Source organism: Klugiella xanthotipulae (genome assembly GCF_006716695.1).
GTDB classification, from domain to species: domain Bacteria; phylum Actinomycetota; class Actinomycetes; order Actinomycetales; family Microbacteriaceae; genus Klugiella; species Klugiella xanthotipulae.
In genome coordinates this window covers 1-23,440 of record NZ_VFPN01000001.1, presented here as the reverse complement: position 1 = coordinate 23,440, position 23,440 = coordinate 1, and the positions used below count along the sequence as shown (strand labels likewise).

The 23,440-nt window shown below is 58.1% G+C and carries 22 protein-coding genes; 13 read left to right on the top strand and 9 right to left on the bottom strand.

Features of this window, described 5'->3' with window-relative positions; genetic code table 11:
- Window positions 1-347: 347 nt before the first annotated feature.
- Together FB466_RS00110 and FB466_RS00105 are read right to left on the bottom strand one after the other, a co-directional pair.
- On the bottom strand, window positions 348-1,214 hold the full coding sequence (locus FB466_RS00110; protein ID WP_141914853.1) for a CPBP family glutamic-type intramembrane protease: 867 nt from the start codon (window positions 1,212-1,214) through the stop codon (window positions 348-350).
- 306 nt (window positions 1,215-1,520) lie between these two features.
- Window positions 1,521-2,507, bottom strand: coding sequence for a hypothetical protein (locus FB466_RS00105; RefSeq protein ID WP_211344719.1), 987 nt, complete (start codon window positions 2,505-2,507; stop codon window positions 1,521-1,523).
- Window positions 2,508-2,654: 147 nt separating this feature from the next.
- Here FB466_RS00105 and FB466_RS00100 point away from each other — a divergent pair, with 147 nt between their 5' ends.
- The 11 genes from FB466_RS00100 (at window position 2,655) to FB466_RS00050 (ending at window position 11,891) form a co-directional block, all read left to right on the top strand.
- A complete protein-coding gene (locus FB466_RS00100) occupies window positions 2,655-3,026 on the top strand; it encodes a hypothetical protein (protein WP_141914849.1) in 372 nt (123 codons plus the stop codon).
- 2 nt (window positions 3,027-3,028) lie between these two features.
- Entirely contained in the window at window positions 3,029-3,319 is a 291-nt protein-coding gene (locus tag FB466_RS00095) for a hypothetical protein (protein ID WP_141914848.1), read from the top strand.
- A 260-nt stretch (window positions 3,320-3,579) separates the two neighbouring features.
- Window positions 3,580-4,290, top strand: a complete 711-nt coding sequence (locus tag FB466_RS00090) for an MT-A70 family methyltransferase (protein WP_141914846.1) — start codon at window positions 3,580-3,582, stop codon at window positions 4,288-4,290.
- Window positions 4,291-4,305: 15 nt separating this feature from the next.
- Window positions 4,306-4,503: a hypothetical protein gene (locus tag FB466_RS00085; protein ID WP_141914844.1), complete on the top strand. Its 198-nt coding sequence runs from the start codon at window positions 4,306-4,308 to the stop codon at window positions 4,501-4,503.
- Between the two features lie 22 nt (window positions 4,504-4,525).
- Entirely contained in the window at window positions 4,526-4,750 is a 225-nt protein-coding gene (locus tag FB466_RS00080) for a hypothetical protein (RefSeq protein ID WP_141914842.1), read from the top strand.
- Window positions 4,734-6,926 (top strand): type IV secretory system conjugative DNA transfer family protein, encoded by a 2,193-nt coding sequence (locus FB466_RS00075; protein ID WP_170205956.1) that lies wholly within the window; start codon window positions 4,734-4,736, stop codon window positions 6,924-6,926. Before FB466_RS00080 ends, FB466_RS00075 begins: the two co-directional genes overlap by 17 nt.
- Window positions 6,927-7,146: 220 nt before the next feature.
- A complete protein-coding gene (locus tag FB466_RS00070) occupies window positions 7,147-7,965 on the top strand; it encodes a replication-relaxation family protein (protein WP_141914839.1) in 819 nt (272 codons plus the stop codon).
- 86 nt (window positions 7,966-8,051) lie between these two features.
- On the top strand, window positions 8,052-8,507 hold the full coding sequence (locus FB466_RS00065) for a hypothetical protein (protein WP_141914838.1): 456 nt from the start codon (window positions 8,052-8,054) through the stop codon (window positions 8,505-8,507).
- A gap of 175 nt (window positions 8,508-8,682) precedes the next feature.
- Complete coding sequence (locus tag FB466_RS00060) at window positions 8,683-9,567, top strand: hypothetical protein (protein ID WP_141914836.1); 885 nt, start codon at window positions 8,683-8,685, stop codon at window positions 9,565-9,567.
- 40 nt (window positions 9,568-9,607) lie between these two features.
- On the top strand, window positions 9,608-10,027 hold the full coding sequence (locus tag FB466_RS00055) for a hypothetical protein (RefSeq protein WP_141914834.1): 420 nt from the start codon (window positions 9,608-9,610) through the stop codon (window positions 10,025-10,027).
- Window positions 10,011-11,891: a recombinase family protein gene (locus FB466_RS00050; RefSeq protein WP_170205955.1), complete on the top strand. Its 1,881-nt coding sequence runs from the start codon at window positions 10,011-10,013 to the stop codon at window positions 11,889-11,891. The genes FB466_RS00055 and FB466_RS00050 overlap by 17 nt, the downstream gene beginning before the upstream one ends.
- Window positions 11,892-12,159: 268 nt before the next feature.
- Here the strand turns inward: FB466_RS00050 and FB466_RS00045 are convergent, their stop codons facing one another.
- The 6 genes from FB466_RS00045 to FB466_RS00020 all read right to left on the bottom strand — a co-directional run bounded on the left by FB466_RS00045 (window position 12,160) and on the right by FB466_RS00020 (window position 19,346).
- A complete protein-coding gene (locus FB466_RS00045) occupies window positions 12,160-14,016 on the bottom strand; it encodes a hypothetical protein (RefSeq protein ID WP_141914831.1) in 1,857 nt (618 codons plus the stop codon).
- A complete protein-coding gene (locus tag FB466_RS00040) occupies window positions 14,016-16,583 on the bottom strand; it encodes a sensor histidine kinase (protein ID WP_141914829.1) in 2,568 nt (855 codons plus the stop codon). Before FB466_RS00040 ends, FB466_RS00045 begins: the two co-directional genes overlap by 1 nt.
- Window positions 16,580-17,947, bottom strand: a complete 1,368-nt coding sequence (locus tag FB466_RS00035) for a TRM11 family methyltransferase (RefSeq protein ID WP_141914828.1) — start codon at window positions 17,945-17,947, stop codon at window positions 16,580-16,582. The genes FB466_RS00040 and FB466_RS00035 overlap by 4 nt, the downstream gene beginning before the upstream one ends.
- Window positions 17,944-18,579, bottom strand: coding sequence for a DUF1643 domain-containing protein (locus tag FB466_RS00030; protein WP_141914826.1), 636 nt, complete (start codon window positions 18,577-18,579; stop codon window positions 17,944-17,946). Before FB466_RS00030 ends, FB466_RS00035 begins: the two co-directional genes overlap by 4 nt.
- The gene (locus tag FB466_RS00025; RefSeq protein WP_141914824.1) at window positions 18,576-18,845 is read right to left on the bottom strand and encodes a helix-turn-helix domain-containing protein; all 270 of its coding nucleotides are present in this window, start codon (window positions 18,843-18,845) and stop codon (window positions 18,576-18,578) included. Before FB466_RS00025 ends, FB466_RS00030 begins: the two co-directional genes overlap by 4 nt.
- 162 nt (window positions 18,846-19,007) lie before the next feature.
- A complete protein-coding gene (locus FB466_RS00020) occupies window positions 19,008-19,346 on the bottom strand; it encodes a sulfate permease (protein ID WP_141914822.1) in 339 nt (112 codons plus the stop codon).
- Window positions 19,347-19,547: 201 nt separating this feature from the next.
- Between FB466_RS00020 and dprA the strand changes: the two genes are divergently transcribed.
- Window positions 19,548-20,558, top strand: coding sequence for a DNA-processing protein DprA (gene dprA / locus FB466_RS00015; protein WP_246054467.1), 1,011 nt, complete (start codon window positions 19,548-19,550; stop codon window positions 20,556-20,558).
- Between the two features lie 90 nt (window positions 20,559-20,648).
- Window positions 20,649-21,026: a DUF6907 domain-containing protein gene (locus FB466_RS00010; protein ID WP_141914820.1), complete on the top strand. Its 378-nt coding sequence runs from the start codon at window positions 20,649-20,651 to the stop codon at window positions 21,024-21,026.
- A gap of 30 nt (window positions 21,027-21,056) precedes the next feature.
- On the opposite strand, the gene FB466_RS00005 is transcribed toward FB466_RS00010, so the two are convergent.
- The coding region (locus FB466_RS00005) for an ATP-dependent DNA helicase (RefSeq protein WP_141914818.1) at window positions 21,057-23,440 on the bottom strand (2,384 nt) is incomplete at its 5' end.

Sequence of the window (23,440 nt, the reverse complement as noted above, 5' to 3'; positions counted from 1 at the left end):
ACACTGAGCGCCTGGCCCGCCACGCTGAAGCACCACGAACAACGAACAATGAAACGGTTGAGACGTGTCATGTATGATCAAGTACTGCAATTTGCACTGATCTGCTGGCTGTGATCCGTCCATGCGAACTAGAGGACTTCCCGGACTTACCGGCCATCAATCTCCATGTTCATAGCTGAGCTGAGCTGAGCTGAGCTGAGGCCGAGAATTGAGCAGTGTCGCCCAGAAATCGAACGCTAGATGTTGACCATGGGTCATTTACGAATTGCTCTCCCAACTCTTCCTCGCCTCCGCATACACTTCAAGGTGGGAAGAAACGACATGAATGTTCTAATACGTGAGTACATTTAAGAACAATCGTCGCCACCAGCTGCGCCTTTGGGTAGCTTGCTGTGAAGCGGGACTTTCTTGTTCTTCGACTCACTGACCCCCCAAATCACAACACAAACAAACAATGCGCAGGTGGCTGCTTCTAGAGCTGAAGAGCCGAATGAGTAAACTAATGCATTGTTCAAAAGGTGAAGGAAAAAGAGAAGCAACCATCTGCCTGTCATTGCAACAAGGAGTGCCGCGCAGGCCCCCCAGACAAAAAGTCCTATCGATTCCCAACCTTGGAAAACATGGAAAATGCCGCGCAACACACCTCCGCCGAGGATAACACCGATGAATTTTGCTCTCGGGTGCTCGGTCATCAGAAGCATCCAGATGGATATCACTGCCGCAAACCAAACCTCCTCTATCGGGCCACCCAATTGATAAAGGCTGAATAAAGGTATGCGTTCCGACGATGTCACGCAAGGCGTTTCGGGAACCCAAGTTGCAATTAACCTTGTAAAGAAAATTGGTAGTGCCCAAGCGAACCCGACATATGTCAATTCACTCCACTGGTACCTCTTGCGAGGAAATGATGCGGTGAATCTCCCTGAAGCATATTTGAGTACAGCAAGAGACAAAATGGCCACGACAACGGGCACATATGCCGATGTTGCTAGATCGTCAACCCAGCGCCCTTGTGGAGGGGTTCCGTCCGCGAGGCATCTAAATGCCCTCTCAATAGACAAGCCCCAGTTGAGTAGGTATAGCCCAAGTAGCAGAATTAGCGATCCAAGAAGCCAATTCTTCTTGTCTTTAAGATTGTCACCAACTAGCCACTCAGGGTTTGTGAAGCTTTTGCGCAGTTTTTTTAGGGTCAACGCGTCTAAGTCCTCACGCACCTAAATCGATCCCCCTACTTTTCCGTTCCAAATTCTGGGATTACACGTCCAATTGATTATACGAGTGTCGTTCCAGGTGTAATACTCCACCCTTGGAACCTGACCAACTTAATTGCGGAGAGCTCGTGAATTGCGTTGGGGTGAGAAATAATTTTTCTACTCTCTCAAATGTTTTCTGAACTCAACCCCCTTCCGTTTCACTGATGTAATTCCTTGCGGTTTCTGTACACAGGGGTACGGGACAAGGGGCCATGCGATCACTTTGACTGAGATAGGTTGATGATTATAGTTACGAGGGTATTCTCGCTACCCCTCACCCCATTCCCACCCGAATCCGCTGAATAGGCCGCCGTACACATCTCGCATTCGGAAGGTGAGGGCCTGATGGGCATCGAGACTGCAGGTGTTGTATTCATCTGCACTACTGGGGATCGCGAACTGGCTGACTCGCTCGTATCTCCAAAACGATCTTGGGATTTCACCGTCGAATTTCACTTGGAGCGAAAACAGCAGTGCACGTTCGTGGAGAGCGCGGCAGGCACGCGTGATCGATTGTGTCGAAGTGGAGTCGTCAGGGTCGGGGGCCATTGCAAATCTGAGGTCGTATGCCCCTTCTCGCAGCATCGGTTCCGTTGCTGTGTGGGCTGCGTTAAGGTGCCAGAAATGGTCGTTCCAATTGGTACCACCGGTGACGTTCCGCGTGTTGACTTTGAAATCACCGCCCGGTGGCGTGGTCACGAGCGCCGGATACGATCTTGAAATGGTGACGAAATCGAGTTCATCGACCATGTTGACAAAGCGATACCGTTCCCAGGTGCCTGCCCATTGTCGGTTGACGACTCTGACGCGTACGGCGACGTGTTCATAGATGATGCCGCCGTGCATTTCTGGGACGTGAAGTACGAGTGGAGATTGTGCATATTGGCCTTGCACAAGCCTGGTGTGGAGGTGATTGAGCGCGGCGTCTTCACGTGCGGCAACCGTTTCAATGCTCCGGTTGATCCGCCTGCCATGAATCTCGCGTCGTTGTTTCAACGTCGGAACGCCCTGCGTTTCGCTGCTGAGCGCAAAGATGTCGAGGAGCAGTGTCGCTTCATCAACATCGAGCGTGTGAATCGCAGAGATGAAACGATGCTGGAGCCGTTCGTAACTGTCGGTCAGTGCACCCCGAAGCACCTCGTCTACGACCGGTGTGCGGGCGAGGCGACGTGGGATGAACCCTTCGTTTTTGCGAAGCAATGCAAGCTCCCCGTGGAGGGATTCTGTGGTGTCATCGTCGATCAGGTTCTCCACGATGCCTCCGCAACGTACTTGTCAACAGCTCTGCGTGTTTCTCCAACTTTATTCCAACTTTCAAACCGCTGTTGACGCGGCTCTTACCGTTGAAGTATCTCGTCATTCCGGCGGGGTGTTTCTCTCTCAAACGGAAATGAGTTGATCATGTCAAACGATATCTCTCTCTTCGGAGGCGGCGGGGCGCTCACGCCCCCCGCTCAACCGCTCAGCGCAGCGGTATCCCGACAACTACGTCGGGATCTTGAGCAAGTACAAGTCGGCGCTCACGTCGCAATTGCACAGGTTGCCGCCCGCCATCAGGTGCAGCAGGCCGAGCTTGCGTCGCAGACGGCACTGCGTGCCGCTCAGGAACACGCACAGAGTTACCTCACCGCGACGGCACTCAGCAACACGGCAGCGCTCGTGTCTCAGGCGAAGTCACACGCGAAAGTCACGCCCGAGGCTGGGCCGTTCCTCGAAGCTATTGTCACCGGCTATGTGCAGGGCACGGTGCAGCGTCTGAACAAGGGGCTCTGATCATGAACGCCCCAGCCATACTTCATGAGTCTCTGCAGGCTCTCGCGGCTTGCTTAATCATGTTCACCGTCGCCCTGATAGTCGCAATCTTCCTCGAGGCCATCGCCGAATGGTGGGAGGAGCGCCGCCGGGCACGCATCGCTCGGATCGAGGCTGAGCTTGACCAGGCCTCCGCCGAACTCTCACAGGCAGTTTTTTCGCTCGCCAAGGAGCTTGCATCGGATCGCGATCGTGCCCTCGGAGACATGGATCAGATCGCCGAAATCGTCTCACCCAGGCCGCGCACGCGGTAGTCGCTGTAAATCAAACAACGGTTACTTTCGTAACACCATAAAACGAGTTCCGCCTCTGTTAGAGCGGTGTCGCGTCGGCTGGAGTTCGTGAGTTGCGAACTCTTCACACCGCCACCGCAGTGGGGTACAACTACCCTCAGACGCCGCACCCCGGCCTCACCTCGCGACGTTCAGATCGTGTCGGGGCCATGGGTGCCGAGCGAGTCATTATCGTCAGCCTCCCCGCGCCAGGCGGGCGAGTCAGAAAAGGAGTATTTGTCATGCCAGAAAACAACCGCCTCGACCACAACCGTGTGCCCAAACCCGGAACCTACCGGGTGATTCTTGCTGATCCTCCATGGGGCTTGCATCAGCGGCGGAGCGGAAAAAGTAAGGGCTACGCTGCCGCCGAGGATCACTACCCGGTCATGAGCGACAAACGTATCCTCGGGATGGGTGAAGCGATCCGCGAGATCGCTGCAGAGCAGAGCTTCTGCTTTCTGTGGGTGACCGCGGCCACGCTGCCACTTGGCATCCAGGTGTTGACAGCTTGGGGCTACCGGTACGTCAACTTCTATTTCTGGGCGAAGCCACGGTTTACGCTCGGGAACACCTACCGCAATGCTGGTGAGTTGCTGCTCTTGGGGGTTCGAGGGCGCGGCATCAGCGTGGCGTTCAAGTCGCAGCCCAATTGGGGCTTTCATGCACTGCAATCGCATTCCAGGAAGCCAGAGGAAATCCACCTCATGATCGAGCGTCTTGTCGGCGCTGATGAGAACACGAAGATGCTGGAGCTGTTCGCTCGGAGGCCTGCGCCGAGTCGTCTGAACTGGAATGTCTGGGGAAATGAAATCCCGTCGAGTGAGCCGTCACTCATTTCGCTGGCTCCGTGGGGCTACCCGGTACCTGGGGATCACCCGGCAGGCGCAGCCCTTCCGACTCAGTACCCGGAGACTCCGCACGGTGGAGCGCTGGGCGAGGATACGAAGTAATGAGAGGTGTCAAGCATGTCAAGCGATGGAAGTCCGCCGCCATGGACGACGAGATTACTGAGAGGGAGTTTCTACCTGTTCGCCGCCGTCGTGCTGCTGCATCTGACATTGGCGTTGCTGCGGGAGATCTGGTGGCTCCTTGTGATCGCTGCCATCATCACCGCCGTAGTGATGGCGTGGCGGTGGTGGAACCAGTCCCGCGACGGCTGGTAGTAACCAGAAAACGGAGGCGACGATGAGCGCGAACACTCCGAAACGCGGTCGGGGCAGACCCAAAGGCAGCAGCTACCACGGGCACCGCATCACCCCGGTGTGGAAGGCAGACTTCGACCAGGCCGCGTACGCGAAAGCCCTCATTCTGCTGGCGATCCATCTTGACGAAACGAAGCAAACCCGTCACAAAAGACGCAAACAAGGCAACGAACATGAGGGAGGTGAGGATCATGACGAAACCAACTAAACCAGCCAGGCCACAAGCCGTCGCTGACAAGGTGCGTCGGGTAACCCTGCGGCGAGGCGCGGAGATCGAATGGCGAGAACTGAGCTGGCACGACACCCTCACACCCGAGCAGCTCATGAACTTGCTCGAGCGGTGCGCGACCGCGCCGGAGCTGGGGACACTCGTGCTGGAGTTCCGCGTCGACCATTCCGGTGCGCGCTGGCTCATCGGCAGCAGGCCCGGGCGGATTGCGGCGGTGAAGGAGGTGCTCTGTTCGCATCTGCCGGTGCGCGTCACGAAGCCTCGACGAGTACGAACCGCGATGGAGGAGGCGTGCCAGATCAGGGTTCGAGGCGGCCACCGCCTGAGCAGTGCGCCAGATCGGGTGTCGGCGGCGGTGCGAGCACTCTATGGCACCGCCACGCAACTCGGTGATGGGGAACGGCTGAGCGTCCAGCTCCTGCTCGGGCGGCGGCTTCCGGCGAGTGCTTGGTATCCGCCCCGGCACCGCGCCTGGCTCGAACAACTCATCGGAGGCCGCACACTCCCCGCCACCGCCACCCGACCAAGCGCTGGGCAGCGTGAACGGCACGGGTTCCTCTGCCTGATACGCGTCGGGGCGACCGGCACCCGGGCGCGAACCGGGTTTCTGATCCGGCAGGCGTTCGGTGCGATGCGGGCAGTCGAGACCAGCGAAGCCCACCTGCACCTCGTACCAGATAGTCCGGTGAAGTTTCATGAGGTGCGGCTGCCGTGGCGTTGGCCACTCGCGCTGCGCTCTCACGAACTCGCCCCCTTCACCGCATGGCCAGCAGGCGACCCACCACTGCCACTCATTGGGTCGCTCCACCCGCGCCTACTCGCCCCGAAACGTGAACTCGTGGCCGACACCCGGCGCATCGGGGTGTGCGCGGCTCCCGGGATGAGTGACCCGGTGGCGATCCCGATCCGTGACGCCAGCCACGCGGTCCTAACTGGACCGACGGGGAGTGCCAAGTCTACGGTGATGCTTGGCCTCATCGAAGACGCTGTTCGTGCCGGGCGGGGCATTGTTGTGTTTGATCCGAAAGGGGATCTCGCAACCGACGTCCTCGCCCGCATCCCAGCCTCCCGCCAGGCCGACGTCGTGGTAATCGACCCAACCAGTTCCACCCCGGTCGGTTTCAACCCGCTCAAAGGCTCGGCGCGGCTGGCGCACGTTACCAGTGACACCTTGCTTGCGATCTTCGAGTCAGTATTCAAGGAGCACTGGGGAATCCGCACGGCTGACGTCCTCTCCGCAGCCTTTCTGAGCCTCGCCCGTATACCCGACGCGAATCTGTTGTGGCTGCAGCCGCTGCTCACGAACCCGCAGTTTCGAAGACGCGTCCTGGCAGGGCAGCATGACCCGCTTGGTACGGAAGCGTTCTGGCAGCAGTACGACGCGAAGAAACCAGAAGCGCAGGCGGTGGAGATCGCGCCGGTACTCAACAAGCTGCGGCAGGTGATCTTGCGCCCGGGGCTGCGAGCCATGTTGGGGCAGAGTAGCCCGGCGTTTGATCTTGAAGACGTGTTCACAAAGCGACGCATTGTGGTGGTGAATCTCAACCGGGGACTCCTCGGAAAAGAAGCCGCCAAGTTCGTCGGCACGCTCATGCTGGGGCAGTTATGGTCGAGGCTTCTCGCGCAGCAATCTGTGTCAAAAGACCGTCGCAGGATTGTCGAGATCTTCATCGACGAGGTGCACGACTTCCTCGCCGGGATCCCCGGTGACCTCAGCGACGCCCTCGCTCAAGCACGGTCGCTCGGAGGTGCCTTCACGATGGCGCACCAGTATTTCGGTCAGCTTGATCCGGCTATGCGTGAGGCGATTGATGTGAATGCGAGGAACAAAATCTACTTCGGCATGAATGGAAAAGACGCGAGCCAAGCAGCAAAGTACGCACCACCTCTGCAGGCGCAGGACTTCATGCAGCTGCCGCAATTCCACGCCTACGTGAACATTCTCCAGCGAGGCGAAAGCACGGGATGGTTCGCGATCCGCACCCGACCACCCAGCCAGCCCTGCGCCGATCCCGCCGCCGTCTACGCCACTTCCCACGAGCGCTACGGGGTGAGTGCTGAAGAAACCGAAGCGCACATTCTCTCGCTCATACAGGATCACACCCCAGACCAGCCCGGAGATGGTTCGGGCGGCATTGGGAGGAGCAAGCGATGAATATGAGCAGAAACCAGGGGCTTGGTGCGAGACGTTTCGGGAGACGTTTCGCTCGCCTCAACGTTGCCCGAACTTGGCGGAATCAGGGCGAAGTGCGGGCAGTAGTGGCGGTGACTGACCCCTATTACAGGGGTCACCACCAAGCCCGACAAGCGAGGCCAGCCACCACCAGCACCACTGCACCCAGCCAGCGGCTCTTTGTTCAGACCGGAGCACCAGCATGACCAGACGATACTCCCCCGAACCACCCTCCGAACTCCCGACCTATGGTGCACAGGCGCACCCGATCCACGACACCTTGTTGGCCCTGATTCAGGAACATCGCTTCGCCACGACGAAGCAGTTGGTGCGGTTCACGCGGCACGAATACTCGAGCACACGTTCAGCGACCAGGCAGACGCTTCGGCACTTGCAGCAGTTGCACCGCCAGTATGTGATCACCAGTTTGGAGCGTCGCGTCGGTGGCTGGCAGGGCGGATCACAGGTCACTATCTGGACGCTCACCACCACAGGGCTCCGGCATGTCGGGCTGGCGGCTCCTGGGCGGAGGCGTCGCCCGCACCATCACTCGACCACGTTTCTGGAGCACCAGCTCGCGGTTACTGAGACCCGCGCTGCGCTCCACGAAGCCAGGCAGGGAGGGCTAGAGATAGAGGTGAGTGGTGAACCTGAGTGCTGGCGGCGCTACCTTGCAGCCGCAGGCACCACCCTCACGTTGAAGCCTGATCTTGCCGTCACCGTGACGAGCAACGACTACGTGGATCGGTACTTCTTCGAGATTGATCGGGCGACAGAAAACCCCGCCCGAGTGATTCGCAAATGCTGGCAGTACGAGCAGTACCGGCGCAGCGGCACCGAGCAACAGCACACTGACGGGGTCTATCCGTTCGTGGTGTGGATCGTGCCACACGCGCCCCGCAAACGACAACTCCTCAGCGCGATTGCAAGCGAGCCGAAGCTCCCGCGTGAACTCTTCGCCGTGATCACTCCGTCTGAACTCACCGCCCTGATTCGTGACGGCCCACCAACCACCAATTGACCAGTTTCCATAGACCGGTGCTCGGCAGCCCTTCACGGCTGTCGCCCCGGAGATCAACCATCAAACCCTGAGAGGAGGGAAGCACCATGAACAATACCAACGAGATCAACGAACTGATCCAAATGAGAGTCGACGATGCCACCAGTATCGCAGCGCAGCTCTTGGAGAAGATCGCAGAACACGACGAGTGGCACAACGTACTCGACACCGGCCTCAAGAAGCACGGTAAGGCATTCACCGCGTTTTTGCTCGTACCGCAAGCCACGGCAAGAAACGTTGAGGACATCGTTGAACTGTTTCAACGAGCCTTCGTTCTTGCCGACTACCGGAACGAACACTACGCCCGCGAAGCGCTGCTGGCCGAACTTGGCTGGGAGCGCGCACGCGAAACCGCGAATCGTGAACTCGGAGATCTGGGGCTTCTCACCTGGGACGAGGCGGAACTCCAGGGAGCAATCGCAGATCGCTACACGTTCATCAGCACCTACGACGGGTGCTACGTGTTCGACCGGCACGTTCTCATTCCAGAGAACGAACGCTAGCACCCGCTAGCACCACCCAAAGGGGTGAGTCGCCACGAGCCACGCGGCGGCTCACCCCACCCACAACACCCCGCTGATACTCAGCGGCACCCGCTCTTCACAGACAAGGAAGGGGGAATACCAGCACCAGGGATGCACTTCGCTGCATCAACGAATACTACGAAAGGACACCAGTATGAACGAACACATCCCACGACCCACATCACCACAAAAACAAGACAACGAGGCCGCGCTCACAACGCCAGAAGCGCTTGCGACTGAACACCCAGTGCGCCCCGTGCTTCAGCGCGTCACACCTGACTGGCGGCGCTTCGAAGTTGCCCGAGATCGGCACCTTGACACCATCGCGGAGGGCATCGCCGAAGCACTCGAACACCGGGACGTCATCAATGCTCAGACTGCGAAATGCATCGCCCACCTGCTCAGCCGCAGCCTCAGCAAAGACACCGAACTTGCCTACTACGCCGCTACCGGTTACGGCGACTACAAAACCCTCCGAGAAGAATACCTCCCGCTCTACCACCACCCAGACGCCCCGGCTAGCGCCCGTGAACTCATCGATTGGTTCGGCACCTGCCATATTCGCCGCATCTATCCTCGGGCCGCGTCCACCGATTACCACGAACCCTATCCGCTCACCCTCGACAAACTCCTCGTACCGACTTCCGTCACCGCTGGCGAATGGTCAGGCACGGTACACGTGACCGGTGATTACGACTCACGCACGATTCACGGACTCGAAGCAGAACTCGTCAACCTTCGCGTCAGCGAAGACCCAGCACTGCAGGCCTACCTATCGCTGGCAAACGTGAACGCCATGAGCGGCGACATCATGGAGGGCTTCCACGATGCCTTCGTCGCGACGTACCGAGACATAGAAGCCGCGATCGACTCAGTGTGCGAGATCGACGAACGTGAGCGGGAAGTCATCGACTTCGTCAACGAAAAAGGTCTCTACTTTGACGTCCTGACACCGAATTACAAGGTGCTCCAGGAGCAGGCAGAGGAAGGGCACGACTTCGTTGAGTGGGGAGGGCGAGTGCATGTCTTCTACAGATAACCGCCCCGCAGATCGCCACTCTCAACGAAAGGACACCATCATGAATGAACGCGACCCAACACCACCAAACACGCCACCAGAACAGCCGACCGCCACCCCGCCGCTCACGCAATCGGCAAAACACGCGGCTGAAGCTACCGAACGTGCGCCCGGTCGCCTCGAGAGCGACTTCGACAGCGCTTTCACCGTGTTTCGCAGCTACTGCTGGAACAAGGAATCAACGATAGATATTGAAGACGCCTTCCATGCCGCGTACTGGGGAGATTTCCCCGACCGCAAAGCTTTCCTCGACAGCTACCTCGATACCCTCGACTGGGAACCTAGCATCGCCCACACCATGAACCGGCTCGGCATCCCCGACGAGGCCCTCCATTGGGACTACATCGCGCTCTACCACCGCGCCACCGAAAACTTCGAATTCTACGATGCAAATGGGGTCGTTCATGTCTTCCTCAAATAACGACAACGCCACCCCCGAAGACACTCCCGAAACAGTGGAAAACTCGCATGATTCCAACGATTTAGGACTGGACTCTTCCTCGCAACAGAGCGTTAATGGAGACATGACTATGCCAACACACACCCAAGCCCGAATACCCACGCAAGCAGCCGATCCTTTCTCGGCACTTACTGAGGCGTTTACGCCCAAACGCGCCGTCTCCTACGTCCGCGTGAGTACCCGTGAGCAAGCCGAACGCGGCGGCAGGGAAGAAGGGTTCTCGATCCCGGCGCAGCGCGACGCCAACAAGAAAAAGGCCACCTCGATGGGTGCGATGATCGTCAAGGAATTCGTTGAGCGCGGCGTCTCCGGCACCTCCACGAACCGGCCAGCGCTTCAGGAGATGCTCCGATACCTTGAAGACGAACGCAATGCGATCGACATGGTCATCGTGCACAAGCTCGACCGACTCGCGCGCAACCGAGCCGACGATGTGAGCCTCAACGCACGCTTTGACGAGCAGGGGATCCGGCTCGTCTCCACCAGCGAAAATATTGACCAAACACCTGGCGGGATGCTCCTCCACGGCATCATGAGTAGTATCGCCGAGTTCTACTCGAAGAATCTCTCCAACGAAGTGAAAAAAGGCATGGGCGAGAAAGTTCGATCTGGCGGGAGTGTTGGTAGAGCGCCGATGGGGTACCTCAACGTCACCCTGATTAATGAAGGCCGTGAAGTGCGAACGGTTGAGGTTGACCCCAAGCGCGCACCCCTCGTCACTTGGGCGTTCGAGCAATACGCGACAGGTGAATACAGTGTGAGATCACTCACGACGGAGCTGATCAAACGGGGTCTCACGACAGCGCAAACGAACCGCTTTCCCGAGCGCCCAGTCGAAACGCGACAGGTGCATCAGATACTGACAAACCCCTACTACCTCGGAGTCGTACTATACAAGGGTGCACAGTTTCCCGGGAATCACACACCGCTTGTCACGCCTCAACTCTTCGAGAGTGTGCAGCAGATTCTCAAAGCGAAAATCAACGGCGAACGAAACCGCGACCACCCTCACTACCTCAAGTCAACGCTCTTTTGTGGGCAGTGTGGGTTCCGTATGATCGTACAGATCAGCAAATCGCGAAGCGGGGAAGAGTACCCGTACTACTCCTGCCTTGGGCGGCATTCGAAGCGCAATAACTGCGACCTGCGATCGATCAACATGCAGCACGCCGAAGACCTCATCCAGCGACTGTATGACCAGCTTGCACTCAAACCTACGCATAGCCAGAACCTCCGCGAAGCGCTCCACGATGAACTCAAGAACATGACCAAAGACGTCGACGAGCAACGCGAATCGCTGTCTTCGCAGAAACTCGACATTGAGCGTAAACAACGCAAACTGCTCGAGGCTCACTACAACGACGCGATCCCGATCGACATGCTTCGGGAAGAACAAAAAAGGCTCGACACCGAACTCAACACGGTCACGCGGCATCTCGACAACCTGAAAACCGACGTCGAAGAAACGCAGCGACTTATCGACATGGCGCTCGAACTTGCCGAGCAAAGCGCGGAAGCCTATCGGAGTGCACCGGAGCAGATTCGACGGCTCTTCAACCAGATATTCTTCGAAAAGATTGAGGTCTATATGGATCAGTTCGACGAGCATCAGGTGCGAGCAGTACTCGCTCCACCGTTCAAAGAAATCTACAGCTCAGCCCGAATCGCATCCGCCATATCGGCATCGGGCCACGATGTCGCCAAACAAGAAAACCCCGCCATTTCTGGCGGGGAAGTCCCGTATTCTCAATCATTTTCTCTTGCTCTTGTTTCTAATAAGAGCACCATGGTCGGGCTGACAGGATTTGAACCTGCGACCCCTTGACCCCCAGGCGTCCAAAGAAGCAATTTGGCCTCGTTTTCCGCGTAGTTCTGCGGCTCAGACCTTCTGGTAGCGGGGCATGGTGTGCATGGGTTGCATGATTCTGGTCCCCTTTTGGTCCCCTCCGAATGGCGCCAACCCACCCGACGGACATCTCATCTCAAGCTCTCAGTCCGTCGAGAGCTCACCGACCGTAGGCTCTAACACGAGTCTCACGTCTGACGCGTTCGGTCAACGCGGCCTCCAGGAACTTCGTTTCAATTTCGAGGTGTCAAATCGTGGCCGGTTCGTCTACAACCAGATTTGCTTCAAATGCAGGCCGACTTCGGTATCGGGCAGCAAGATCAGCAACGCGGCTGGCTGTATCCGATCGGATCCGACCGACTCGAGTGACTCCGTATCGGACCACATCGTTCTCGATGTCAATCTGAACCGTCGGTCCAGTCCTCCAATTTGTCGATCCACAGCCAAGCTCAGCAGCAAGCATCCGTAGAATCATGTCACGATGTCCACCGTCTTGCACTTGGGCCTCAAGTGCCCGGTATTGATTAATTGCCTTCTTGGCCTTCTTCTGAAGAATCTTCTGTCGCTCTAGCCAGCTCTGAGCCATTGGTCGCTGCTCACTGTAGTCCAACGCAATCATGCTTTCTCCGGTCCGACTAAAGACCGTTGCGTCCAAAATATCAATCGAAACAACAATCTCGTATGCGGCACGAAGGTCGACGACCCATCGTTGATCGGAGTGCGATTCCAAGTAACCCAGACTGTGCTTGGTGGCCCCCGTACCAGGGAGAAGTTCAGGCATAACGCGATGAAGGATAACGGTGCGCAAGTCAGGGGTTCGGGTACCTTTCCCTCGCACCGAGAGATCGCAAGCTTGTCCCAATAGAACGTAGTGGCGCGGTTCTCCGTCTCCGAAGACGGACTCGAATTTGAACACATCACCAATTTCAAGGGAGAGGCCTAATTCGTTAATGTGCCCGTCAGGCTCGAAGATGTCTGCTCGACGGAGCTCGCGCACCTGGGCATGATCGGTATCAGCGTTCCGAAATGCTCCGACCGATCCGTTGCGGAGAATTTCTAGATTATCGCGAGCGAACAAATCACTTCGAACCTCACGAGCAAGCGCATGGGCGAATAATCTCTGAGCTAAGCGAAGTGGATGCTCCAGCTCGAACGTGCCTTCCTCCTGAGCGGCGGCGATTGCCTCAACAATCGCGTAGTCGCTCAAAAGCTCGAATTGTTCCGATGCTGATTCGCCTGCGGTACTGAGCGCGCCTTTTGCAAGCTCGCGGTACGCGTTGAGTTCTCGCACGAGGAGCAATGCACGCAGCCCGGCTGGAAGCAAAGCGATTGACGTGGTGCGAAATTTACCGATAGCGGCGACTCTGTTGGCTTGATCAGGGTGCTTTTCACGTAGCGCTTTAGTAAGGTCACGTTCACCGTCTTCATCACGCGCATGCCTAGTGAAGAGCCCGGCCCAGACGCTATCGAGCTGCGCACTAAGCAGTTCGCCGAGTATCTCATCACCCGTTTCTTCACCGCCATGTTGCTCACGGTTAAATGTCCGATCGATCAGAACGAGATACTTTCGATCGTCAGCCAGAAGTTCGCGCCATCCAGCATTCCATTCCGTCATAGACATCTGCATAAATTCAACGACACCGTCGAACACGGCACGGAGAGCACCTTGCGCTTTGACGTCGTGCGCGATCTCGCTCTCCTCGACATTCTCTTCCCTATCTCTCTGAAGAGTCCGCACCGCTCCAAGTAACTGGTTTCGAAGATGTGCCGAAAATCCTGTCCAGTTGACATTGATAAAATCAGATACCGCTGACGGGTCAGTTTCATCGACGGATTCGAAATTAAGATGTGTGGCATCGAGGCGAAGTAGCTCAACGATCGAACTAAGCAGGTCTGGCGCACCAGCCATAGATTCGGTTATCTCGGCTGAGTTTCCCTCACCCCCGGAATAATGAATGTCATCAACGGCGATCACAACCTCAATGCCAAGCGCGCCAAGGAGTTTTGATACTCGATCCCGTGTCTTTGTCTGAGTCTCGTCGGCGATTGCATCTTCGAAAGAATCGACGCCGACAGAATCAGCCTCACCGACCTTCTCGATCATCAATTTTGGCCGCCATTCACAGTTTCGGCGTCGGCTAACAAGGCACGAAGGTCGATCTCAAAAGTGTCCCGCCTTCCATTAAAGTTCCGATGATCCGAAAGTCCAAGTGTGGCACCCTCAGAATCCAGAAGCTGTCCGACCACGAATAGCCCAAGCCCCCGCCCTTCTGCTGAGGGCTTCATCGTGACGAATGCGTCGAATAGAGAATCTTCAATTACCGGCTGAACCCCTGGCCCGTTGTCTCTTACACGCACGCGCGGTAGATCGACGGTGATCACAATTTCCCCTTTGCTAAGCGACTTCTGCTTGATATCGCGGTCGACCCAGTACTCACTGTTTCTGATCAAGTTGTCAATCATTTGCATAAACTTGCCCTCGTTGATGCGAATGGCGAAGTCTCGCTCCTCCATCAGAGTGATTTCGATGTTTTTTTGCGCGAGCCTTGGGCCGTGGTAGTCAATCGCAGAAGCAACGAGGGCAGATACCCTGTGGGTCGACTTGGTATCGCGCCGAAAGCGGAGCGCGGGATTCAATCGCGACACCTGTCGCACAAGTTCGGCAGCCGAAGCACGTACATGCTCGGCATACGCCATGGTCCGGGTATCAACAGGGTTTTGCTTGCGCAAGTAGTCAAGTATCTGATGACTTCGCCCACGAAGACGGTCCGAAATTTGATCGACCTCATGGGCTAGAACTTCCGCGCTCAGACCGAGGGCGACAGAATCCCACGCATCACTGACCCGCTCGTCGGCAACCTCAACTTTCTCTTGCAAGAGCGCAGCAGCTCCCTCAAGGTCTCGAACAGTCGCCATGATTTCGTCGAGATTGGCGAGAGTTGTCGTGAGCTTTGATTGCACATCCCGGATTTCTGAAGTTGCCTTTTCGACTGCCGCTTGCAGCTTTGGGTCAGCCCAGACTGCCTGAGAGGAGTCGTGCTGCGACTCTTCAAGCGACGCTATGGTTCCTTCAAGCTCAACAAGCGCTTTCTTGACCTCTGCACTTCGACCTTTCGCAAGGCTCACCTGAGAGGCACGGTCAGCAATGTGCTTACTGATCACCGAAGGAGACGCTGTCTCATCAATTTCCGTAGGGGTGTTCTGCTCCCGAACGTAAGTATTCCAGTTTCGGCGGACGAGTTCCTGCGTCTCGCGAGCAAAACGGACGACCTGCTGCATCAGGTCATGGAAACCGCGCCAAGCAGGAGTGTCACGAAATGCTTCCCTGCTCGAAGTTTCTTCGAGTGCTGCGTTTTCTCGCGCAGTGATGTTGACATATCCAGCAGAGTTCAGAGGTCGAAGTCCGTAATATGAAGATGCGGTCGTTTGCTGCTGAGACAAGCCTAGCCAGTCATCGTCCAGTCGGATGCCGAAACCATCCCGAAAAACACGAATACCCGCAATCGCTCTCGCGAATTCCCGCAGCTCGCTCGAGCTGTCAAGAGCAGAATCTTCGGTGCGGTTGTAGTTAAAGGAACTGATCTCGCCAGCGAATGGTCCAGGGTCCCCTGCTAGATGCCCCACCTCAACTGCTTCGTTAAAGGTTAACGTGCGCGAAAATCTAATGAAGTACTTATCGTCACCGAGTTCAGCGCCAACGGCACGAGACCGCGAAGCTCGCTCTCGGAGTAGCCACTCAGCAAACGCAAACCCATTGTCTGGAGCGAGAATCCTGCGATAATTAGATTGCTCCTCCGACGAACGTCCGCGCAATGCTGAAACCTGTGTTCGCCCTTCTATCCGAAATACTCCATTTTCGTATGTGAAGCTCAGAATGGTTGGGGCCGCTTCGAGTAGTCTCTTTGCCTCTCTGCGAGTGTCGATTTCAGCATGGTTGATCTTGATAAAGACCCGCAGGCCCGCCGCGTTTTCATATGGTGAGAGAATCGCCGCAAGTTGTTTTTGCAGGTCGAGGTCGCCTTTACCCTCCCAATACGCCAGGTTCGCGAGCCCCAGAACGGTAATTGTCGTCCCCGGTTCACTCACTCCCGCCGCCAAGCTGGAAACCGGCAACGAGACAGAGGTGAGGTTATCCGCGTGAGCAAATTTCGTCCAGTCGATGTGCACTTCGTGGCGCACTTGCCCGCCCGGTTGACCATTTGGAACAGTCGACAAGCTGACAATCCCACCCAATCTCTGTACTCCGAGGCGGCCAAGTCCCTTGTCCCCGAGGGGAGTTCGTCCTGCGCTGGTTTTATGTCCCGCTAATTTGAAGGCACGTTTGCGGCTGTTGGATACCGTAAGCCATCCATCTCGAATAGCGTCTAAGTCCATCCCGTGGCCGTCATCGCGTACGGTAAGCCGACCTCTGACGGCACCGTCGTGGGTCTCAGCCCCGGGCGCGACGAGCTCTCCTGTAACCCGGTCAAACCAATTCTCAGTGTCAATCTCAATGCGCACCGTTTGAGCATCGGCATCGTAGGCGTTTTTCACTAACTCGACGAGCGCTTGGGCATCGTCCGTGATCAAATCTTCCCCGAGTTTGAAGAGCACGGATGGGTGCACTTCAAAGTGCATCATTCGGTCAGCGCGATACTTCAAATCAATCTCCTCCGGCAAAAGTTCACTCATGAACTAACCGCGTCCTTCCGTGCCTCTGTCACAAGAATCCACTCGGTGGCCATAGTCGCCCCTTCGCTGTTCTTTGACGCCATACGCTTTCGGCCTGCGGGAAGGACTCGCTCAATCACGGTCACGACGTCATGGCCTTCAGCTTCGAGAAGCTGTTTCGTGATTTCCACGAGTGGAAATACCTGCTTGCCGACTCGGCGTTCCCCCAAGGTGAAAAAACAAAACGCACCGGGCTTGAGCCTGGCACTTACCAACGTTAAAGAGTTCTGATAGTCCCGACAAAAGGAAAGAACCTTTTTCCGCAGAGCCGGAACATCTTGGATCTTGAGGAGAAAATCAGCGAGTGCGGGCGAGTCCTGTTCAAGTCCTTCTCGTGCAACGTCTGCCATCTTCAAAGAACCACCAAGGCTCATCGTGTCGATTCGTGATGTAGAATCCAGAAGGCCAGGATCGAATCCGCCCGGGATGTCATTTGCATCCAACCACCGCAGTGGGAGGTAGCTGTGCTGCCCGTAGGGCACCGTAGTCTTGTTGTCGCCGTAAGGGGGCGACGTCATCAAAATGTCGGCCTGACGAGGTGCTGTCCATGGGTTCGAGACTGCACCAGGGAGCAGGAGCGCTTGCGCTGTGCCGCCTTGGCGAGGAGCCTGCTCTATCCGAGTCCAGTGTTTTGCCACTCGAGCGGCGTTTAGAGTCGCAACACCCTCGAAGACTTTGATCGCGTCAGTTACTCGTTTCGCGATGTCTTCTGCTGTGTAGGTGTGAAGCTTGAACGTCGAGATTCGGGAGTTCGATACCAGCCTGATGGTCTCGGCTAGACAGATCCAAAGGAATCGGCGTGTATCAAGATCAGCTTGCTTCTTGATTGCCTCGCGTAGGCGAGCTAACCCCGCCTTAATCTCGGGCTTGAACCATTTGTCGATTCCCGGGAATTCTGGGATCTCAACTTCCGAATCAGTCTTAGCGAGATCAAGGATGATTTGAACTGCCGCGAGCGCATCATCTTGCGATGGGGGCGCCGCTTTCACTTGACAAAGAAGTATCGCCAATGGGTTGATGTCACTCCCGTGAAAGTCGAGCCCTCTGTAGAGGCTCTCCAGCATCACCGTTCCTGAGCCAGCAAACGGGTCATAGACGAGTTTCGCGTCTGTCTGCACTTCGAGAACGTCATCAAGCAATGCACCCTGTAGCTCGGGAACCATCATCGCGGGATACTGGAAAAGTGCGTGGTTTCCAGACCTGCTGCCGAGCTCATTGAAAGCCCAGAAATTCGGGTCGTCGTGGGTACGCTGTTTGAGTCTTGTTCGAAGTTGCTCGGCCCGAGACTCTGACGGTGTTGATGCAGCGAGAGGTGTGAGAGTCAACTCATCCCTCCTTTATTTACTGGTAGATCCGTGTCTTCATTGTTGATTGACGCTTGTCTCATCATTGCTGGGGCCTCTGACACGCGGCTTCCGCCTAGACCACACACTTCTTCAATCGGGTGTGGGTTCAGCACCTTGCGAAATCGATCTTCAAGAGTGTCGCCCGTCACGCGCATCTTCTGGGGTCCGACATATTGTCTCCACCGCGACGGATGACGCGGGCTCCCGTTCATCAGCAGAACCTCGGTATGTCCGGCACGAACGGTCTGCTGAATTGTCCACTCGACCTGTTCGTCCTTGTGTCGATTAGCTTGGCCAGCGAGACGTGAGGCCCCCCAGGCGAAGACCACTTCATCGGCGGAGTTGAGTGATTGGCAAATCTCAGGACGCGATACCAGCCATGGTTCTTGATCGATCGCCTTCTGTGCGAGCTCTTTTGAATTCCGACTCTGGACTTGAATGAGATTAACGATGTGAAATGAATCGAACCCGAGTGAAGCTGCTGCCACTCCAAGGTTTGAATAGCTGACTGAATTCTCAGCGTTGAAACTAGGGTTCAGCAATACAGCGCAGAGCGTTCCTCTATTCGACGTCCGTACTCGGTTCTCATGATCTGGTCTAGATATGGTCAACTTCGTCGCCCTGCCTGCCTAACCTCGATGGCATCGCGTATCTGGTCGAGCCCGAGGCCCAGAGCGGAAGCGATGTGGGCAACGGTGAAGAATGAAGGAGCTTTGATTCGTCCCGTCTCGATACTTCGAACTGTGTCGATGCTCAGCGAGCTGGCCTCGGCGACCTGCTGCGCAGACAGCTTCGCGCTGGTCCGAACATCGCGAAGGTACTCACCTAGATGCTGACCGAACTCGCGATCAGCATCACTCACTCGGGAACGCGCCATAGGGTCAAGTCTACAAGTATTTATCTACAGCCACCAGGTGAGAGTTCTCCTCTTCCGCGCCAAAGGGATTGACATGCACCATTGTTGGGCACGTCATCTGCGGACGACAGTCAAACACCACATATCCTCAACGACGTACGCGACAACGTTCTGTCCGCCTCGTTAGGGGGTGCGGCCTGCCTGGATTGCGTGGCTCTGCCCGGCTTCTATGGCCCGGGCACGAATCAGCAGTACGAGGCTAACGGGGCCGATCCAGATCATCTTCATGGCGTTCCAGATGAACAGCAGCACGAGCAGGTAGAGCCAGCCGGGCCCGCCTCCGTCGATGACGACGGTGCAGAGGTAGGCGGCGTAGAGGTAGGGCACTGCAAGGAGCATCACCGGGATACCCCATTTCAGGCCCCGGCGAGTACGGATCGCATCGCTGAGGATGTTGGTGGGCGCGAACCGGTGTAGCGCGTTCCGAACGTGAACGCTGAGGTTCCAGAGGAGACGGAGCATAATCATAGTCCTTTCTCGGTTCGGCGACGAAGAACCTTGAAGGACTGCCATGCGGGCGGCCATGCCATCGTGTCTGAGAACGAACCTGAGAAGAATCGCCGTCCTTCCAACATACACCTGACCTTTTCAGCGAGGAACATCAATTTCGTCGATAACCGCCTGCCGTCATCCCTCCCGCGCACCTGTCTGTCAACTCGATGGATGGAGCACAGCATGGTCACGATCGCTTCTCTCGCCAAAGACGAACGAGCCGCGAGGATCGTTCTCGCCGCGACGACGGAACCAGGCGACACTCGAACGGGAAGGCTCGTCACCGCGATCGGTGCGGTGGAAACGGTGCGGTTGGCAGCGGACGAAGGGACGCTGCCCGAGATTCTTGATGCGGTTGAGGGCGAGTTGTGGAGTCGCCAAGTCGCACCCCGCCTGCTTGCGTCTGTGGCGAAGCTCGCGATGCGGGAGACCGACCAGCTGGGGCTGGAAGTCCTAGTTCCCGGTGATGCATCGTGGCCTGCTGGGCTGAACGGTTTACAGGATCGGGAACCGCTCGCGCTGTGGATGCGCGGTGCGACTTCGTTTCTCTCGGTGCCGCTTCGTGATCGGGTGACCTTTACCGGCGCGCGAGCGGCAACTTCCTATGGCGTGCATGTCACGACCGAGTTGGCATCCGACCTCGCCAAAGAGGAACGCATCATTGTCTCCGGCGGTTCCTACGGCATCGATGCTACTGCGCATCGGGCTGCGATGGCAGCCGGTGGAAGCACGATCGCGGTATTGCCGGGCGGTCTGGATCGCCCCTATCCTGCGGGCAACCGTAACCTGCTGCGACAGGTTGGTGATGTTGGTTTGCTCGTAAGTGAGCTCCCGCCAGGCACCGCGCCGACAAGGTGGCGGTTCTTAGCGAGGAACCGTCTTCTCGCGGCTCTGTCTTCGGTAACCATCGTGCCCGAGGCAGGGTATCGTTCCGGTGCTCTCGGCGTCGTCCACGAGGCTCATCTTCTGGGCCGTGAGGTCGGCGCGGTTCCAGGCCCGATCACCTCTGTCACGAGCGCGGGAACTCACCGCCTCATGCGGGAGGGCATCGCCCGCCTGGTGACGAACACACAAGACGTTGACGACCTGATCGAGGCAGCCAGTGGAAAGACAGCTCAGGTCGTCGGCCGCTCGGGTGTCAATCAGCACCGCCGGGTGCAGGTGCCTCCACGTTCGCTCTGAGCTACGCGCTCGGGGCGATAGCCCAGGTACGGACGGCTGTATGGGTATTCAGTTCGGTGCAGTGTGCGCGGGCTGGAAGGGAGAACACTCATGAACGAGCAGCCCACAACGCTTGGACGCCCAGAGTGGCTGACGGAGCCGTGCCCGGAGTGGTGCGAGGGCGATCACACAGGTCAGGAGCATCCTGTGGATCGGAGGCATTTCAACGATGAGATGGTGGTCGCGGTTGTCGCTCCAGATGATCTGTGCGACGCAGTCCCCGGTCAGCCGGCACCGTCGTACCCCGATGAACTGGTTGTGAGTGTGTTCCGCCGGGTTGGTGTTTGGGAGACCTGGGTTGTGTTGTCGACGGGACGCCGCAGCCTCGTGGTGTCGGTGGAGAGCGCCCGGCGACTCTACGATTCCCTCGGAGTGGTGCTCGGCACAGTTGCTGGTGAGTTTTCTTCGCCTCATGATGTCGCCGTGTAGGCGCGACACCCCTCCCGCTGATCCTTGGTGTTAGAGCGTGGGGCCTCGCCGTGCAAGGGTCGGGTGCGGCATCCTGTCGGGCGTCTTCTGGTTGGCGAGAGTTCGGGCGCGGTCGAGCGCTGCTTGGGCTCTGGCTGCGTCGATCTTCTGCGTGTTAGTTTCGGGTGTGCTGCGAAGGGGCTGATACGTGGTGACGTTGTAGCGGTCCCGGTACGCAGCGACCGTCCGTAGGCAACGTCTCCACGTCTGTGCGAGTTTGTCGTCCGTCGGAGGTCTCCCGGCCGCGGTAACCCAGGCTGCGCCGTTCGTGAGCGCAGCATCGACCAAAGCTTCCGCTCGTTGCTCGATCAGGCGCTGCCGCTCGGTGAGCGCCTGCCGCATGTCTGTACTTATCGCGCCGACGGCTTCCGGAATGAGACCGGCAATGAGTTTTGGGGGCTTTTGTGTGCGCCCGGACCCGGCGGGCCTATTGGTGGCGCGGGCGAGACGGGAGTGAAGGATCGCGGCGAGGTCGTCTGCATCCTCGAATCCGCGTGCCCGCACCAAGCGCGGCATCAGCGCGTCGAGGTCGTGGTGGTTGGCTTCGGCTCGGCGGAGTTCAGCGGTGAGCGCGCCGAAAGCGTCGGATGTGCTGGCCGTTTCGGTTTCGTTCTCGGTGAGGCCCGATGCGTTCAGGAGCGCGACCCAGCGGTCGTGCTGGGCGGCGGCGGCGATGGTCTCGTATTCAGCGGCAAGTTGGGCGATGTTCCCCCATACCTCCTGCTCGGCGGTGATGGTTTCGTGGGCGGAGAGTTCGGCTCCGACGTGCTGGAGCACGCCGAAGAGCACGCTGCGGGCGGTGGCGTCGAGGTTGTCGCCGGGATGCGGGCCGTCATGGGCGGGGTCGGGTTTATCGACCGCGACGTAGGCGCGGTTGGTCTCTTTGCCGCGGGTGAGGGCGACATACAGATTCTCGTGGGTCATCGCCGAATCTACGAGGACGTGTGCGGTGTCGGTGGTGATGCCCTGTGCCCGGAACGAGGTCACCGCGTAGCCCAGGTCGAGGTGTTCCGTCACGTACTCAGTAGGGAGCACGATTGACCCCCATTTCTTTCCGGCCCGGCGCACGGTCACCGACCCGTCTTCCCGCACGTCGGTGACCGTCCAGCGGTCACCGTTGCGCACCCACGACCGGCCCGCGCGTAGGCGCCGGTCGTTGCGGCGGGTGAGGACCGTATCGCCGATGGCGGCGCGGGCACCGTCGCGAAGGTCGGCTTCCCGTTCGCCATGCACGGTCCCGTCGAGGATCAGCGCGTTGCGGGCGCGAGCGTTCAGGTCAGCGACAGCTTCGTTCGAGTCCGATACCAACACACTCGCCCGCCCCGCGAGGATGTCTGTACGCCATGCCGTGTAGGCGGCGTCGATCATCTCGTCTGTTTCGCCGCCTTCGATGCGGTCGTACTCAATGTAGGTATCGATGACCTCGGTGCGTCCGTGCCGGAGGGCGAGGGAGGCGGTCTTCTCCCACGGGTTGACGAACCGATGTACGTCGACCAGTTCCGGGGTGTCGTCCCGGTCATGAACGAGGAGGGAGAATGCTCCGCCGGCGTCGATGGATTGCAGTTGTGCGTAGTCACCAACGAGCAGCACTTTTGCTCCGGCGTCGGAGGCGAGCGCAGTAAGCCGGTCCAGTGAGAGTGTTCCTGCGAGTGAGGCTTCGTCCACGATCACGAGTTGCCCGGTGGTGAAGGTCTCGCCGGTGGTGAGGTGGTTCTGCCACCACTTCGACGTGTTCTCCGTCGCGATATCGAGGTCGTCGGCGAGGACCTGCGCCGCGACCGCCGATGGGGCAAGCCCGACCACGGAGCCGGGGCCGTGCGTGGTCTCCCATGCTCGCCGCAGCGCGAACATGGCCGTCGTCTTCCCGGCCCCTGCGGGACCGACAAGCACGTCAACGATGCGACCGGAGATGGCGATCTTGGCGAGCGCACTGGCTTGATCGCCGCCGAGTCGGCGTCCTTCCTGGTCCGGTTTCGCGGTGATCTTCTCTACCGTCACTAGCGGCACGGTCGGACCGCTCGTGGTGCGAGCGCGCTCGAGAAGTCGGTCCTCGGCCGCAAGCAGGTGTTCGGAGGAGAACACGCTGGAGTGCTTCGGACGAAACACCGATGTGCCATCCGGACGCTGGAACACCGCCGGGGATGAAGCGAGATCCGGTGGTGTCAGACGCAGAGACACGGCCTCGGCGGCATCCACCACGAGACCGACTACGGCTTCCCTGTCCGAGGTGGATGCGAACCGGTAGCTCATCGTCTGCCGGGCCGCTTCCGCGGTCAGGTTCCAGCGTCGCCAGGTCGAACGCTTCTCGCCAACGGTCTCGACCACGGATCGCCCGAGTTCCGCGATCACGTCCAACGGCACGTCATCGGCGCGCA